The organism is Streptomyces sp. NPDC091287, assembly GCF_044768525.1.
In the GTDB taxonomy this organism is placed as follows: domain Bacteria; phylum Actinomycetota; class Actinomycetes; order Streptomycetales; family Streptomycetaceae; genus Streptomyces.
The window spans coordinates 208556-223192 of sequence record NZ_JBIVUV010000012.1 but is presented as its reverse complement, the minus strand read 5'-3'; the positions used below and the strand labels follow the sequence as shown (position 1 = coordinate 223192).

17 protein-coding genes are annotated in these 14637 nt (G+C 72.5%); 11 read left to right on the top strand and 6 right to left on the bottom strand.

Annotated features, from left to right (window positions below):
• Positions 1-8: 8 nt before the first annotated feature.
• The 5 genes from ACIQRW_RS21955 to ACIQRW_RS21935 form a co-directional block, all read right to left on the bottom strand.
• Positions 9-1364 (bottom strand): ATP-binding protein, encoded by a 1356-nt coding sequence (locus ACIQRW_RS21955; protein ID WP_403762986.1) that lies wholly within the window; start codon positions 1362-1364, stop codon positions 9-11.
• Positions 1365-1456: 92 nt separating this feature from the next.
• Positions 1457-2191, bottom strand: a complete 735-nt coding sequence (locus ACIQRW_RS21950; RefSeq protein ID WP_403762817.1) for a response regulator transcription factor — start codon at positions 2189-2191, stop codon at positions 1457-1459.
• A gap of 123 nt (positions 2192-2314) precedes the next feature.
• On the bottom strand, positions 2315-3358 hold the full coding sequence (locus ACIQRW_RS21945; RefSeq protein WP_403762814.1) for a S1C family serine protease: 1044 nt from the start codon (positions 3356-3358) through the stop codon (positions 2315-2317).
• Between the two features lie 108 nt (positions 3359-3466).
• Positions 3467-4507, bottom strand: a complete 1041-nt coding sequence (locus ACIQRW_RS21940; protein WP_215110868.1) for a LacI family DNA-binding transcriptional regulator — start codon at positions 4505-4507, stop codon at positions 3467-3469.
• A 24-nt stretch (positions 4508-4531) separates the two neighbouring features.
• Positions 4532-5338: a response regulator transcription factor gene (locus ACIQRW_RS21935; RefSeq protein WP_403762811.1), complete on the bottom strand. Its 807-nt coding sequence runs from the start codon at positions 5336-5338 to the stop codon at positions 4532-4534.
• Positions 5339-5621: 283 nt separating this feature from the next.
• Between ACIQRW_RS21935 and ACIQRW_RS21930 the strand changes: the two genes are divergently transcribed.
• From ACIQRW_RS21930 to ACIQRW_RS21895, 8 genes are all read left to right on the top strand, one after another.
• A complete protein-coding gene (locus ACIQRW_RS21930) occupies positions 5622-6548 on the top strand; it encodes an alpha/beta hydrolase family protein (protein WP_403762808.1) in 927 nt (308 codons plus the stop codon).
• 59 nt (positions 6549-6607) lie between these two features.
• Positions 6608-6862, top strand: a complete 255-nt coding sequence (locus ACIQRW_RS21925) for a MoaD/ThiS family protein (protein ID WP_403762805.1) — start codon at positions 6608-6610, stop codon at positions 6860-6862.
• A gap of 10 nt (positions 6863-6872) precedes the next feature.
• Positions 6873-8339 carry a hypothetical protein gene (locus ACIQRW_RS21920; protein WP_403762802.1) on the top strand — a complete coding sequence of 489 codons (1467 nt, stop codon included), beginning with the start codon at positions 6873-6875 and terminating at the stop codon, positions 8337-8339.
• A 147-nt stretch (positions 8340-8486) separates the two neighbouring features.
• A complete protein-coding gene (locus ACIQRW_RS21915) occupies positions 8487-9176 on the top strand; it encodes a DUF2993 domain-containing protein (protein WP_403762799.1) in 690 nt (229 codons plus the stop codon).
• 273 nt (positions 9177-9449) lie between these two features.
• Positions 9450-9530, top strand: a complete 81-nt coding sequence (locus ACIQRW_RS21910; protein ID WP_350310325.1) for a putative leader peptide — start codon at positions 9450-9452, stop codon at positions 9528-9530.
• Between the two features lie 164 nt (positions 9531-9694).
• A complete protein-coding gene (locus ACIQRW_RS21905) occupies positions 9695-10534 on the top strand; it encodes a sulfurtransferase (protein WP_403762797.1) in 840 nt (279 codons plus the stop codon).
• Positions 10535-10593: 59 nt separating this feature from the next.
• On the top strand, positions 10594-10881 hold the full coding sequence (locus tag ACIQRW_RS21900; protein ID WP_003968135.1) for a DUF1416 domain-containing protein: 288 nt from the start codon (positions 10594-10596) through the stop codon (positions 10879-10881).
• Between the two features lie 161 nt (positions 10882-11042).
• A complete protein-coding gene (locus ACIQRW_RS21895) occupies positions 11043-11300 on the top strand; it encodes a DUF3099 domain-containing protein (protein ID WP_403762794.1) in 258 nt (85 codons plus the stop codon).
• A gap of 30 nt (positions 11301-11330) precedes the next feature.
• Here ACIQRW_RS21895 and ACIQRW_RS21890 read toward each other — a convergent pair whose 3' ends face one another.
• Entirely contained in the window at positions 11331-11693 is a 363-nt protein-coding gene (locus ACIQRW_RS21890; protein ID WP_210991759.1) for a DsrE family protein, read from the bottom strand.
• Between the two features lie 106 nt (positions 11694-11799).
• On the opposite strand from ACIQRW_RS21890, the gene ACIQRW_RS21885 reads away from it, so the two are divergent.
• Genes ACIQRW_RS21885 through ACIQRW_RS21875 form a run of 3 tightly spaced genes read left to right on the top strand, consistent with a single transcriptional unit; the run spans position 11800 to position 14383 of the window.
• Positions 11800-12654 carry a hypothetical protein gene (locus ACIQRW_RS21885; protein ID WP_403762791.1) on the top strand — a complete coding sequence of 285 codons (855 nt, stop codon included), beginning with the start codon at positions 11800-11802 and terminating at the stop codon, positions 12652-12654.
• Complete coding sequence (locus ACIQRW_RS21880) at positions 12651-13505, top strand: hypothetical protein (protein WP_403762789.1); 855 nt, start codon at positions 12651-12653, stop codon at positions 13503-13505. Before ACIQRW_RS21885 ends, ACIQRW_RS21880 begins: the two co-directional genes overlap by 4 nt.
• Positions 13502-14383, top strand: a complete 882-nt coding sequence (locus tag ACIQRW_RS21875) for a hypothetical protein (RefSeq protein ID WP_403762786.1) — start codon at positions 13502-13504, stop codon at positions 14381-14383. Before ACIQRW_RS21880 ends, ACIQRW_RS21875 begins: the two co-directional genes overlap by 4 nt.
• Positions 14384-14637 lie beyond the last annotated feature (254 nt).

The window sequence follows — 14637 nt, the reverse complement described above, 5'->3', positions numbered from 1 at the left end:
CCCGGGGATCACATCCCCGGCGGCGGCGTCGGCGCCCCCGGCAGCGTGAGCGCCGCCACGGTGCCGGGGCCGTCGTCCGGGGCCGGGCGCAGGGCGATCGAGCCGCCCGCCTGGTGCACCGTACGGGCCACGATGGACAGGCCCAGGCCCGAGCCGGGGAGCTGACGGGCGGTCGGGGAGCGCCAGAAGCGTTCGAAGACGTGCGGGAGGTCCTCGGCGGGGATGCCGGGGCCCCGGTCCCGGACCGTCAGCTCGCCCCGGTGCAGCCGCACGTCGACCGTGCCGCCCGGCGGGCTGAACTTCACCGCGTTGTCCAGGACGTTGACGATCGCGCGCTCCAGGGCGGCCGGTTCCGCGCGTACGTACCAGGGGGCCAGGTCCTCCGTGATCGTCAGCTCCGGGCCGCGCAGGCGGGCACGGCGCAGGGCGGTGCGGGTGACCTCGTGCAGGGCCACCACCTGGAGCGGGCCGGGCTCGGCCGCGTCGGGGCGGGCCAGTTCCTGGAGGTCGCCGATCAGCGCGGCCAACTCCGTCATCTGGGCCTTCACCGAGGCCATCAGCGCCTTGCGGTCCTCCGGCGGGATCATCCGGCCCGTCTCGTCGCTGCGGGCCAGCAGCTCCACGTTCGTCCGGAGCGAGGTCAAGGGGGTGCGCAGCTCGTGGCCCGCGTCCGCGATCAGCTGGGCCTGGCGGTCGCGGGAGGAGGCGAGCTGGGCCGTCATCGAGTTGAACGAGCTGGAGAGCCGGGCGATCTCGTCCTCGCCGTCCACCGGGATGCGTACGGTCAGGTCCTCGGTGCGGGCCACGTGCTCGACGGCCTCGGTGAGTTCGTCGACCGGGCGGAGCCCGGCGCGCGCGATCCACAGCCCGGCCGCGCCCGCCCCGACGACACCGATGCCGGAGACGGCGAGCAGGACCCAGGCCAGCTGGTTCAGCGGATCGGTGACCTGTGCCATGGGGACGGCCACGGAGACCGCGAGGCCCGGCCGGTTCTGGGCGGGCGAGGTGTGGACCCGCATCTCCGCACCGTCCTCGGCCCTCGTGGTGTGCGTCGCGTCCTCGCGCACTCCGGCGGCGACGGCCCGGTCGGTGGCGTCGATCGGGATGGCGGACCTGCCCGGCACCGTGCACGGCTTCGCGCCCACGGCCGGCACCAGCTGGATCGTGTACGGGCCGGTCACGACCTGGAGGTCACCGGGCAGTCCGCTGGTGCAGGACGCCGTCAGCAGCCTGATCGCGTTCTCGTCCGGCTTGACCTGGGACAGCGTCGTGTCGAGCTGCTCGGTCAGCCGGTCCCGGGTGGTCAGCCAGCAGGCGGCGGCCACCGCGGCGACCGCCACCGCGACCGCCGTCGCGACCAGCATCGCGAGCCGGGAGCGCAGCGGCAGCGCCCGGAACCGGCGCACCGGGCTCACGCCTCCCCGCTCCCGCCCGTGCGCGGTGGGCGCCGGACCGCTCACGCCTCCCCGCTCCCGCCCGTGCGCAGCGCGTAGCCCACCCCGCGCACGGTGTGGACGAGGCGCGGCTCGCCGCCCGCCTCCGTCTTGCGGCGCAGATACATCACGTACACGTCCAGGGAGTTGGAGCTCGGCTCGAAGTCGAAGCCCCAGACGGCCTTGAGGATCTGCTCGCGGGTCAGCACCTGGCGCGGGTGGGACAGGAACATCTCCAGCAGTGTGAACTCGGTGCGGGTCAGTTCGACCCGCCGCTCGCCCCGGGTGACCTCGCGGGTCGCCAGGTCCATCCGCAGGTCGGCGAAGGAGAGGACGTCGTCGTCGGGGGCGTCGGTGCCCGCCGCCGAGGCGTAGGAGCTGCGGCGCAGCAGGGCCCGGATGCGGGCGAACAGTTCGTCCAGCTCGAACGGCTTGACCAGGTAGTCGTCCGCGCCCGCGTCGAGACCGGTGACCCGGTCGCCGACGGTGTCGCGGGCGGTGAGCATGAGGATGGGCGTGGTGGAGCCGGTGGCCCGGATACGGCGGGCGGCGGTGAGGCCGTCCATCCGGGGCATCTGGATGTCCAGGACGATGAGGTCGGGGGCGTAGGCCTCGGCCATCGCCAGGGCGTCGTACCCGTCGACCGCGACCTGTGTTCCGTATCCCTCGAAGGCGAGGCTGCGCTGGAGCGCCTCGCGCACGGCCGGCTCGTCGTCGACGATCAGGATGCGCTGGGGATCGTCTTCGGCGGGGCTCATCGCTGCTGGTTCCTCTTCTCTTGTTCTCGTCCCGGCCCGGTTTCTCGTGGTTCTGTCCCGACCCGGTCCGCCCGGTCTGCCGGGGGTCGCCTCAGCCTCGCACGGCCGGGGTGCTGGGCGGGATCAGGAACCGTCGCCCGCGCGCAGGGTGTCCAGGTCGGCCTTGAGGGTGTCCACCGGGATCGCGAAGCCGAGGCCCACGCTGCCCGCCGCGGAACCGCTACCGGCCGCCGAGGAACTCGGTGCGTACATCGCGGAGTTGATGCCGATGATCTCGCCGTCCATGTTGATCAGCGCACCGCCGGAGTTGCCGGGGTTGAGCGACGCGTCGGTCTGGAGCGCCTTGTACGTGGTCGTCTCCTCGCCCGTGTCGCCGTTGAACTGCTGCCCCCCGAACTCGAACGGCCACTGCTGACCGCCACCCTGCCGGTCCTGGCCCTGGCCCTGCCCCTGTCCCGAGCTGCCGGAGTCGTCCTTGGCCACGGTGACGTCCCGGTCGAGCGCGGAGACGATGCCGCTGGTGACGGTGCCGGTCAGCCCCTCGGGCGAGCCGATCGCCACGACCTGGTCGCCGACCTTGACCTGCGAGGAGTCGCCGAGCGTCGCCGTCTTCAGGCCGCTCGCGCCCCGGAGCTTGATGAGCGCGAGGTCCTTGTCGGGGTCGGTGCCCACGACGTCGGCCGTATAGGTCTTGCCGGTGGAGAGCGTGACCTGGATCTGCTGCGCGCCCGAGATGACGTGGTTGTTGGTGACGATCTCGCCGTCCTCGGTGATCACCACGCCCGACCCGGTGGAGTTGCCCGCCGACGAGGCCGCGCCGATCTCCACGATCGCGGGCGAGACCGCCTCCGCGACTCCCGAGACGGTGCCCTTGCTGCTCTGCGAGACGGTGGTGCCGTTGACCGCGCCGCCCGAGCCGGTGGCTCCCGGACCTCCGCCGTTCAGCTGGCCGACGAGGGTCGCGGTGCCGCCGCCGATCACGCCCGCCGCGATCGCCACCGCCGCCAGCAGCGCGACCGGCCGCTTCGCCCGGTGCCTGTTGGTGGGGGCGTACGGGGGCGGCGGCGGGTAGCCGCCCGGGGCGCCGTCGTACGCCGTGCCGTAGCCGTACGGGGTCGGGTCCTGGTCCGTGGTGTACGCGCCGCTGGGGCGAAGGTTCTCCGTCATGTCCACCAGGCTGGGCGGCGAAGATGAGAAGGGCCTGAGTACGTCCTGAGAAGCCCGGAAGAACCGCGTATGCCCGCTGTAAAGGCCGAAGATCCGAAGAGCGGGCGGTCAGGCGGACGCGGGGGGCTCCCCGCAGCCGCACGAGCGCCGGACCACGAGCGCGGAGGGGAACTGCTTCAGCCGTTCGCGCCGCGACCCGGAGACCCGGAGCGAGTCGTCCAGCACCAGGTCCACCGCCGCCCGCGCCATCGCCGGGCGGTCGGAGTGGACCGTGGTCAGCGGCGGATCGGTGAGGCCGGCTTCCTTCACGTCGTCGAAGCCCGCCACCGCCAGCTCGCCCGGCACGTCGATGCGCAGCTCACGGGCGGCCCGCAGCACGCCGAAGGCCTGGTCGTCCGTGGCGCAGAAGATCGCCGGGGGCCGGTCCGGGCCCGCCAGCAGCCCGAGGGCCACCTGATAGGCGTCGTAGCGGTTGTACGGGGCCTGGAAGAGCCGGCCCTCCGTGGAGCGGCCCGACTCGTGCATCGCCCGTCGCCAGCCCTCGACGTGGTCGGCGACCGGGTCGCCGACCGCCGGGGTCTCCTCCGTGCCGCCGAGGCAGGCCACGTACGCGTTGCCGTGCTCCAGCAGATGCCGGGTGGCGAGCTGCGCGCCGCCCACGTCGTCGGTGACGACGGCGACGTCGTCGATCGCCTCGGGGCGCTCGTGCAGCAGGACGACCCGGGCGTCCCAGGCCTCGATCTCGGCGGCGGCGCGCTCGCTGGGGCCCTGGCTGACCAGGATCAGCCCGGAGACGCGCATACCGAGGAAGGCCCGCAGATAGTGGACCTCGCGCTCGTCGCGGTAGTCGGAGTTGCCGACGAGCACCATTTTCCCGCGCTCGGCGGCGGCCTGTTCGACCGCGTGCGCCATCTCCGCGAAGAACGGCTGCCGGGCGTCCGGCACGATCATCCCTATGAGGTCCGTGCGGCGCGAGGCCATGGCCTGGGCGACGCGGTCGGGCCGGTAGCCCAACTGCTTGATCGCGGCGAGCACCCGCTCGCGCGTGGCCGGGGCGACCGGCCGGGGTCCGTTGTTGATGACGTAGCTGACGACCGCGGTCGACGTCCCCGCCAGTCTCGCCACATCGTCCCGCGTCACCTTGGCCACGCGCCGCAGTCTACGCGGATGGACCTACCTCTTGGCAGCCTCCACCGGGGCTTCTTCCGTCACCCCGCGAGCCGGGGACTGATCCGAACGGGCGGCGGGGCCGGCCGCCTTCTGCTGGGCGGCGGCCCGGTCCTTCGCCTCCTCCGCCGCGCGCTCGACCTTCTCCGGCGTGACGAAGCGGTAGCCGACGTTGCGCACGGTGCCGATCAGCGACTCGTGCTCGGGGCCGAGCTTGGCGCGCAGCCGCCGTACGTGGACGTCGACCGTCCGCGTACCGCCGAAGTAGTCGTAGCCCCAGACCTCCTGGAGGAGCTGGGCGCGGGTGAATACCCGGCCCGGGTGCTGGGCGAGGTATTTCAGCAGTTCGAATTCCTTGAAGGTCAGGTCCAGGACCCGGCCCTTGAGCTTCGCGCTGTACGTCGCCTCGTCGACGGAGAGATCACCGTTGCGGATCTCCATCGGGGAGTCGTCCGAGGTGATCTGCTGGCGGCCCATGGCCAGCCGCAGCCGGGCCTCGACCTCGGCCGGTCCCGCCGTGTCCAGCAGGACGTCGTCGACGCCCCAGTCGGCGGTGACGGCCGCGAGACCGCCCTCGGTGACGACGAGGATCAGCGGACAGCCGGGTCCCGTGGACCGCAGCAGCTGACAGAGCGAGCGGACCTGCGGGAGGTCGCGCCGCCCGTCGACGAGGATCACGTCGGCACCCGGGGTGTCCACGAGGGCCGGGCCCTCGGCGGGGGCCACCCGCACGCTGTGGAGCAGAAGCCCGAGGGCGGGGAGCACCTCCGTCGACGGCTGGAGTGCGTTCGTCAGAAGCAGCAGTGAACTCATCGCCGGCCACCTGCCTGGTTCGGTCGATCATGGTGCACGGTTCGCTCGCCCATTACGTCGGTCCTCCTCGTTCCCTGCGAGAGGGGCACTCCCGGGTCGGGCCCGGGGGAGTATGCGGCACTGCTTCGTACGTCATGCGTCATGCGTCATGCGGGTTTCACGGTGCGGTCCCGCGCCCTGGGACCGCTGAGCTTGTGGAAACGTCGTCGTAACAACGCCGGTAAAGCACAAAAGGACCCGGGGGCTGCATTGCCCGGATCCTCTTCGCAGCAGAATAGCCCACATGAGTTCCGCGTCCGAGGGCCGATTCCCGAGTTCTTCTGTTCCCTTGCTCACGCGACCCCCACGATTCGCCACGTTGCTGACGGATGACGGCGTACCGGTCGAGGCGGTGTACGAACCGTGTACGGCGGGTGCTGGGACGCCGGGGAGCGAAGCGTTCGAGGGGCCTGCGGCGACCCCCGCGATCGTCGTCGCGCACGGGTTCACCGGCTCGGCCGACCGCCCCGCCGTGCGGCGCGCCGCACGGGTCTTCGCCCGGCGTGCGGCCGTGGTCACGTTCTCGTTCCGGGGCCACGGGCGGTCCGGCGGGCGCTCCACGGTGGGCGACCGCGAGGTGCTGGACCTGGCCGCGGCGGTGGCCTGGGCGCGGGAGCTGGGGCACTCCCGGGTGGTGACGGTCGGGTTCTCGATGGGCGGCTCGGTGGTGCTCCGGCACGGCGCCCTGTATACGGCCGGACCCGCGAAAACCTTGACGGGGCATACAGCCGTTCGTGTACCGGCGCGCGCGGGGCGCACAGGGAGTGCGGGGGCGCACTCGGACGCGGTGGTCTCCGTCAGCGCTCCCGCTCGCTGGTACTACCGGGGGACGGCCCCGATGCGCCGGCTGCACTGGGTGGTCACCCGCCCCTCGGGCCGCCTCGTCGGGCGCTACGGACTCCGTACCCGCATCGCGACCGCGGACTGGGACCCCGTCCCGCTCTCCCCGGTCGCCGCGGTCCCGCTCATCGCCCCGGCCCCGCTGCTGCTCGTGCACGGCGACCGGGACCCCTACTTCCCGCTGGACCATCCGAGGATGCTGGCCGAGGCGGCCGGGCCCGGTGGCGCGGAGCTGTGGCTGGAGCGGGGGATGGGCCACGCCGAGAACGCGGCGGGCGACGCCCTGCTGGCCCGTATCGCCGACTGGGCGACGGCCGCACCGCGCGCGTGACCCATCATGGAGAGCTGACGCACGAGGCGTCCGACGAACCGACCCGAAGGAGTGGCGCCATGGCAGCGGGGACGATCCGCTACTGGGCCGCGGCCAAGGCCGCGGCGGGCACCGCGGAGGAACCGTACGCGGCCCAGACCCTCGCCGAGGCGCTCGACGCGGTGCGCAGAAGGCACCCCGGCGAACTGAGCCAGGTGCTCCGGCGGTGCTCGTTCCTCATTGACGGGAACCCCGTCGGGACCCGAGGGCATGAGACCGTACGCCTTGCCGAGGGCGGCACGGTCGAGGTGCTCCCGCCGTTCGCAGGAGGGTGAACCGCAGGCCATGAGCAGCAGCGATCAGCAGTACCCGTATCCGTACGACCCCGAGCGGCAGCAGCAGCAGCCGGCGTCGCCGCACTGGCCCGACGGGACGGCCGGGCAGTCCGCCGCGCCCCAGGACCCGGCCGCCTTCGACCAGGGCGGGACGCAGACGTGGCAGGCGCCGACCTGGGACACGCAGTACCAGCCGACGATCCGCCCGGACGGGGAACAGCACCGGGCGGGGGATCCGGGGCAGGGACCGGGGCAGGGTTACGGGCAGCCGCAGCAGCCGGGGCCGTACGGGGCGCCTCAGCCCGATCCGTACGGACAGCAGCAGCCCGGCCCGTACGGACAGCAGCAGCCCGGCCCGTACGCGACGCCGGAGCCGCACTCTCCGTACCAGCAGCAGTACCAGGATTCGCAGCAGCACCAGCAGCACCAGCAGCACCAGCAGCACCAGCAGCAGTACCGGGAACCACAGCAACAGGGGCAGGCGCAGGGGCAGGGGCGGCCGCGGGAGCCGTACCGGCCCTCGGCGGCTTCGGCGGCCGACACCGCTTATCTCCCGCCCCAGGGGGCCTCGGGGTCCCTCCCGCTGCCGCCCGAGGTCCCGGCCACGCCCGCCGCGCCTGTCGCCCCCGCCACACCCGTGCCCGCCCCCGAGCCCGTGACCGTGCGGCCGGAGGCCGGCGACACGGGCTACAGCGCGCCCACGACGCTGGGCAACGCCCGGATGACCGACGCCCAGCGGGCCCGCGCGGAAGGGCGCTCGCCGATCATCGCGCCGGGGATGCAGCCCGCGGCGCTCACCGCCGTGCTCGGCCTGCTGCTCGCCGGGGGCGCGGCGATCGGGCCGTACGCGCTGCTCGTCCCGGTGGTGCTCCTCCAGGCGGTGACGGCTGCCGGATGGTTCCGGCTCAACGGCATGTGGCCCGCCCGCCAGGGCATCGCGCTCGCCTTCGCCGGGGGTCTGGTCGCCGACGTCGCCCTGCTCGCCGCGGGCCGGGAGCACGGCCCCGCCGCGCTGCTGGGCACCCTGGGCGTCTGGGTGCTGCTCACCGTGGTCCTCCAGCTCCGCAGCCACGCGGGGGCCGACGAGCGGATGTACGGCCTGATGGCCACGGTCGTCTCGGCGTCGCTCGCGGTACTCGCGGGCGGTTTCCTCGCGGCGGTCCCGGACGCGGTGACGGTCGGCGGGGCGGCCGTCGCGGCGGCCACGCTCGTCCGTGCCCTTCCGCTGCCCGGAATCGCCTCCATCGGGGTGGCCCTGCTCGCGGGTGCGGGTGCGGGCCTCACCTTCGGCAATACGACCGACTTCGGGGCGAAGGGCGTGCTGCTCGGTCTGGCGGTCGGCGGGTGCGCGCTCATCGGGCTGCGGGTGGCGAGCTATGACTACCCGTCCCGGTTCGTGCACATGACCGCCGGGGTGGCGCTGCCGCTGACCGTGGCGGCCCCGGCCGTCTACCTGGTCGGCCGCGCCATCCTCTGACCGCCGCACGGCCACCGTCGCCGACGGCCCCCCGGGAACCGATCGGGGGCCGTCGGTCGTCGATCATCCAGGGTGTCCCTCTCCTGCGGCAGTAGGCTCACGGGCGCCAGGGGGACGGACCGATCGGCTCAGGTGGGGGAACGACACATGCGCGCACTGCGAATACTGCTGGTCCTGGTGGTGGTGCTCGGCGGCCTCTTCCTCGCCGTCGACCGTGCGGCTGTCTATTTCGCCGAGTCCGAGGCCGAGGACCGGGTCACGATCAGCGGGGGCGGGCCCGCCACGACGGAGATCTCGATCAAGGGTTTCCCCTTCCTCACCCAGCTCGCCGCCTCGCGGCTCGACCGGGTCGACGTCGACCTCACCGGCATGGAGACCAGCGCCGCCGGCCGCGCGATACGGGTCAGCGAGGTCCGGGCCGAACTGCACGACGTGAAGCTCGGCTCCGGCTACCGGAGCGCCACGGCCGCCCGCGCCACCGGCACCGCGCTCGTCAGCTACGAGGACCTGACGGCGGCGGCCAGCGACGGCGTCGTCGTGGAGTACGGCGGCAACGGCAAGGCGAAGGTCACCGGCACCGTCGAGCTCCTCGGCCGGCCGATCTCGCGCAGCGTGCTGTCCACCGTGACCCGCGTCGACGGTCACACGATCAAGGTGCGCGCGGACAAGGTGCCGGGCGAGGGGCTCCCCGGCGTCGAGCAACTGGTCCGCGAGAAGACCGACTTCCAGGGCGACATCGACGGACTGCCGAAGGGCCTGGAGCTCCGGGAGGTCAAGGTGACCGAGAAGGGCCTGGAGATCTCGGTGACCGGCTCGGACGTCTCCCTGACGGACTGACCGACCGCCCCGCGCTCCCCGACGGAGCCCCTCCCGCCCCCTGACGGAGCCCTTCCCGACCCCGTACGGAGCCCCTCCCGCCCCCTGGCGGCACGACTGATCCGGATAGTGAGACGCCCGCGTCCGGTCCGCAGATACGGGGCAGGTTCGGGAGAGCCCCACGCTCGATCCCGGGCCCACCCACCCCTTCCATGTCTCACATCATGGATGATCGTGTCTCATCATGCGACACGACGGTGACATCTCCGTCCGTACCTCCCTACGATCGGACCCATGAAGCGACAGGCGGATCTCACGAAGCGGCGGGCAGTAGACCTGTGCCGCGTCGCCGCCATGCTCTGTCGCACCTTCTGAGCGGGGCGTTCGCACCGTCCCGTTTCTCCCCGGCCCTTCGACCGTCGTCAGGGCCGGCCCCGTGCCCCGTACGCGCCGCGTTCCGTGCCTTCGCGCCTACACCCGCACCCAGCAACTCCGCATCTCGCACCACCCCGCCGCAGACTGCCCCGGAGGAGAACAACATGAGCCGCAGCGACGTCCTGGTAGACGCCGACTGGGTCGAGGCCCACATCGACGACCCGAAGGTCGCCATCGTCGAGGTGGACGAGGACACCTCGGCGTACGAGAAGAACCACATCAGGAACGCGATCCGGATCGACTGGACCAAGGACCTCCAGGACCCGGTCCGCAGGGACTTCGTCGACCAGGCCGGCTTCGAGAAGCTGCTCAGCGAGAAGGGCATCGGCAACGACACGCTGGTCGTCCTCTACGGCGGCAACAACAACTGGTTCGCGTCCTACGCCTACTGGTACTTCAAGCTGTACGGCCACGGCCCCGTCAAGCTCCTCGACGGCGGCCGCAAGAAGTGGGAGCTCGACTCCCGCGACCTGACCGACGCCGTCCCGACGCGCCCGGCCACCCAGTACACGGCCAAGCCGCAGGACGAGTCGATCCGCGCCTACCGCGACGACGTCGTCAAGGCCATCGGCAGCCAGAACCTGGTCGACGTGCGCTCGCCCGACGAGTTCAGCGGCAAGCTGCTCGCCCCGGCCCACCTCCCGCAGGAGCAGTCGCAGCGCCCCGGCCACGTGCCGAGCGCCCGCAACATCCCGTGGTCGAAGAACGCCAACGACGACGGCACCTTCAAGTCGGACGACGAGCTCAAGGCGCTCTACGAGAACGAGCAGGTCGACCTGGCGAAGGACACCATCGCCTACTGCCGCATCGGTGAGCGCTCCGCGCTCACCTGGTTCGTGCTCCACGAGCTGCTCGGCCAGGAGAACGTCAAGAACTACGACGGTTCCTGGACCGAGTACGGCTCCCTCGTCGGCGTGCCGATCGAGCTCGGCCCCGCCAAGTAGTCCGCACGTCCGACCGTCCGACCGACCGACCCGCACGACCCGACCAGAAGGACAGAACCATGTGTGGAGCACAGGCCGGTGGCCCCGACGCTTCGACGATCAAGCCCGGTGAGACCACCATCCAGGGCAGCGTGACCCGCGACGGCGAGCCCGTCACCGGCTACGTGCGGCTGCTGGACTCGACCGGCGAGTTCACCGCCGAGGTCCCGACCTCGGCGACCGGACAGTTCCGGTTCTACGCCGCCGAAGGCACCTGGACGCTCCGCGCCCTGGTTCCCGGCGGCAGCGCCGACCGCACGGTCGTCGCGCAGACCGGCGGGCTCTCCGAGGTCGCCATCGCCGTCTGATCCCCACGGATCCACGGCACGCCGTTCCGTACGGCACGCAGAACGGCCGAAGGGCCGCACCCCAGGGGGTTGGACGCCACCTGACGCGGGGTGCGGCCCTTCGTGCCGTCCGGGGGCCCCACCGGGTGGGCGGGCGGCCCGGGGCGTCCTACGCTGGAAGCATGTACGCCCGACGCAGGCGGAACTACTTCCTCATGATGGGCGGATGCATCGCGCTCTTCGTGTCCGCCTGGGCCGTGGTGCGCCTGTGGTCCATGCCCGTCGCCGTCGGCATGTGCGTGGTCGCCATGGTGATCCCGCCCGTCGCCGCGATGGTCGCCAACCGGCGGGGCCCGGAGGACCGTTGGTGGGACGACCCCTCCGGCGACCCGAAGTCCGACGCGTGGTGGGACGAACTGGACGGCAAGAAGCACCACTGAGCCCGGGGAGCCCCCCGCCCGGTCGACCGGTCAGTAGACGAGCGCCTGGGCGCCGTCCGCCATGGCCTCCTGCACGAAGACCTGCGCGCCCGCGATCCGTACGCCCTCCAGCACGTCCTTCTCACTGATGTCACGCCGGGCCGCGCACTGGGTGCACAGGGTGATCCGGCCGCCCGCCAGGATCGAGTCCAGCAGGTCCGGCAGCGGGGCCGCGTGCGGCAGTTCGAACTCGGCGGCCCGGCCCGGCAGGGCGAACCACGAGGACTCGCCGGTCAGCCAGAGCGAGACCTCCACACCGCTGGCGACGCCCACGGCCGCCACGGTGAAGGCCTGGGAGCAGCGCTCGGCGGCCTCGGGCCCGGCGGTCACCTTGATCACAAGCTTCTTCGGCATATGCCGAACTGTAATCGTCCGGGACGCAACCTCCTCGCTGACCTGGGGGTCACTTGTGCGCGCGGGTAAGGGAATCCGCGCTTCAGGTCTCTTGGGGGGACCCCTTTTGGAACCGAACGACACCATTCCTGCCGCGCCGGAGGGGCCCGCACCCGTGCCGCCCGTGCCGCCCGTGCCGCCCGGGCCGGCGGAGTCGCCGGCCGTCGCCGACGCGCCCGTACGCCGCCGGCCGCGCGGACGTACGACGCTGATCATCGCGGCGGCGGCGCTGCTCGGGATCTCGGGCGGAGCGGCCGTGGGCTACGGCATCCAGGCCGAGCGGGCGCCGACGCCCCTGGCCGCCCTGTCGCAGCCCGGCCTCGGCCACCCGGCGAAGCCGCTGTCCGCCGACCGGGCTCCGGCCCCGCTGCCCGTGGCCCAGGACCGGCGGGTCAGGACGGACGGAGACCTGCGCAAGCTGCTCGTCGACCGGCCCGAGGGCGCGAAGAAGACGATCACCGACGAGCTGGGCCTCGGCGACGGCTGGGAGCCGATCGACCAGTACGCCGAGATGAACTACAAGGACCCGCACTACGTGTTCGAGGCGCTGACCGAGCAAGGACTGCGCCGGGTCGCCTCGGTCGCGTGGGAACAGGGGAAGTACCGGGAGACCGAGGTCCACCTGCTCCAGTTCCGGTCCGGCGACGTGCTCGGCGCGGCGGAGCACCTCGAAAGCCAGCTGGTGTACATGCCGCGGGACAAGCGCGGTGCGGGCAACGAGGGGGACGCGATCAAGGGCAGCGGCGAGGGCCGCTACTTCCTCTACCCGGTCGAGCGGGAGGCGGGATACCTCCCGTCGTACCGGGCCAGGGCCCTGGCCGTGCGCGGCGACATCGTGCTCGACATCCACATCTCCGACACCGTCCCCATCGGCAAGAAGGCCATCCGGACGCTGGCCGAGCGACAACTGGAGCGGCTGTGAACGACGACGAGAGGAATCCCGTGACCGGGCCGGCCGAGCCGACCGAGCCGACCGGGGAGGCCGCGGAGGCAGGGCCCACCGGTGAGGCCGGGCCCGCCGCCCCCACCCCCGGCCGCCGGGTGCGCCGGGTGGCGCTGACCGCGCTGCCCGTCGTCCTGGTGCTCGGGGCGGTCGGCGGCGCGGCCGGGTACGCGAAGAACACTGTGGACACCGCCGACCGGACGGTCACCACGACCGTCTGGGACGAGGACCACGCACCCACCGGCGAGGACCCGGCGGGCGAGCCGTCCCGGGGCCGCCACGACACCGAGCTGACCAAGCTCCTGCTCCCGGTGCCCAAGGGCTACCGCCTCGGCCCGGACATCGGAGAACTCGGCAACGACAGCGAGACGAGCGGCGGCAAGGCCGCAGCCGCGATGAAGGAGATGGGACGCGGCCTGGCCGGGAAGGACCGCCGCGAGCTGAACAAGTCCATCGAGAAGCTCCGTATCCGGGGCATCGCGCAGCGCTCGTACACCGCGGACTCCCACGACCTCGTCGTGAACATCCAGGTCACGAAGATGCAGGACAAGCGGGCGGTCCGCGCCTCGTACCTGAACCGGAAGAAGCTGCTGGACTCCTTCGACTTCTTCCGCAAGGGGCCGAAGGTCGACGGCCACAAGAGGGTGACCTGCTACCGGCTGCCCAAGGGCGACAAGAAGAGCCTCGACGGCGTCACCTGCGTCGCGTACGAGGGAGAGGTCTCGGTGACCGTCGACGCGAACGGCAGCAAGCCGTTCAGCCCGTCCGAGGTCGGGGACCTGGTGAAGGACCAGCTCGACCACATCGCGTCCCCGGGGGAGTACGTATGAGCGAGCAGACGGTAACCCCCGGAGCCACCGGGACGCCCGCGATGCCCGAAGCACCGCCGTCGGTCAACGTGTTCGCGCCGCCCGTCCTCCCGCCCGAGGCGCCCGAAGCGTCGCCGAAGCCGCCCCGGCGGGTCCTGCGCGCCGTGGCCCGGTGGACCGCCGCCGCGCTGGCGTTCGGGGTGCTCGGCACCGGTACGGCCTTCGGGATCGCCTCCCTGGAGCGGACCGACGTCCCCGGGCTCGCCACCGAGAGCGACGGACGCTGGGACTATCCGGAACTGTCCCTGCCCGCGCTCCCGGCCGGTTCGCCCCGGCCGTTCGGGGACGGCAACCCGGCCGAGATCCACCACGCCGACCTGCGCGAGCTGCTGCTGCCGGCCCCCGCCGGAGCGGTGCCGGAAAAGAAACTGCCCGGCGGCTGGGTCTCCACGGAGACGTTCCTCGACGCCTACCGGAAACAGGACCGGCCGTCGGTGTCCCAGCTCCTGAAGGACGCCGCGCCGCGCCACATCGCGGCACGCGGCTGGACCATGCCGGACGGCACGACGTCCCGGATCTACCTGGTGCGGTTCAACTCGACGGCGTTCGCGAGCCGCATGCTCGACGACCTGAACGTGGGCTACTCGGCCGGTACGCCGCTGGACCGCACCGACACCACCGAGTTCGACGACACCTGGGGCTCGGACAACGACATCGAGAACCTCTCGTCGTTCGTCTTCGCCGAGCAGGCGCCCTTCGGGGCCGAGCACGTCCGGCAGGCGTACACCCTGGCGGGGGACACGCTCGCCCTCGTCGTGCACGAGCGCGCCGGAAAGCGGGAGACCGGCCGCATCCCCTTCCAGCAGACGCTGATCCTGCAGAACCAGCTGCTCGCCTGAGACCCGCGGGCGCGGCCCGCGACCGGCACCTGGACGAGAAGGCAGGGCCCCCACCCATTAGGCTGGGGGCCCGGCCCTGTCACCGCCGCCACCCGCTCGTCACGAGGAGCTCCCTGTGCTTGAGGCATTCTTCACCGCCCTGCTGATCCTGGTCTGCGTGGGCGTCACCGCCTTCGCCGCGATCACCGTGAAGAAGCTGTACCAGGGCCAGCGCTGACCTTCGCCGTTCCCACGGTTCCCGCCCACCCCTCGCA

Coding starts and splice junctions, on each gene's coding strand:
- ACIQRW_RS21930 (WP_403762808.1), top strand. CDS start 5,622: ATGAGTTCCGCGTCCGAGGGCCGATTCCCGAGTTCTTCTGTTCCCTTG.
- ACIQRW_RS21925 (WP_403762805.1), top strand. CDS start 6,608: ATGGCAGCGGGGACGATCCGCTACTGGGCCGCGGCCAAGGCCGCGGCG.
- ACIQRW_RS21875 (WP_403762786.1), top strand. CDS start 13,502: ATGAGCGAGCAGACGGTAACCCCCGGAGCCACCGGGACGCCCGCGATG.
- ACIQRW_RS21950 (WP_403762817.1), bottom strand. CDS start 2,191: ATGAGCCCCGCCGAAGACGATCCCCAGCGCATCCTGATCGTCGACGAC.
- ACIQRW_RS21905 (WP_403762797.1), top strand. CDS start 9,695: ATGAGCCGCAGCGACGTCCTGGTAGACGCCGACTGGGTCGAGGCCCAC.
- ACIQRW_RS21910 (WP_350310325.1), top strand. CDS start 9,450: ATGAAGCGACAGGCGGATCTCACGAAGCGGCGGGCAGTAGACCTGTGC.
- ACIQRW_RS21935 (WP_403762811.1), bottom strand. CDS start 5,338: ATGAGTTCACTGCTGCTTCTGACGAACGCACTCCAGCCGTCGACGGAG.
- ACIQRW_RS21900 (WP_003968135.1), top strand. CDS start 10,594: ATGTGTGGAGCACAGGCCGGTGGCCCCGACGCTTCGACGATCAAGCCC.
- ACIQRW_RS21915 (WP_403762799.1), top strand. CDS start 8,487: ATGCGCGCACTGCGAATACTGCTGGTCCTGGTGGTGGTGCTCGGCGGC.
- ACIQRW_RS21920 (WP_403762802.1), top strand. CDS start 6,873: ATGAGCAGCAGCGATCAGCAGTACCCGTATCCGTACGACCCCGAGCGG.
- ACIQRW_RS21890 (WP_210991759.1), bottom strand. CDS start 11,693: ATGCCGAAGAAGCTTGTGATCAAGGTGACCGCCGGGCCCGAGGCCGCC.
- ACIQRW_RS21895 (WP_403762794.1), top strand. CDS start 11,043: ATGTACGCCCGACGCAGGCGGAACTACTTCCTCATGATGGGCGGATGC.
- ACIQRW_RS21945 (WP_403762814.1), bottom strand. CDS start 3,358: ATGACGGAGAACCTTCGCCCCAGCGGCGCGTACACCACGGACCAGGAC.
- ACIQRW_RS21955 (WP_403762986.1), bottom strand. CDS start 1,364: ATGCTGGTCGCGACGGCGGTCGCGGTGGCGGTCGCCGCGGTGGCCGCC.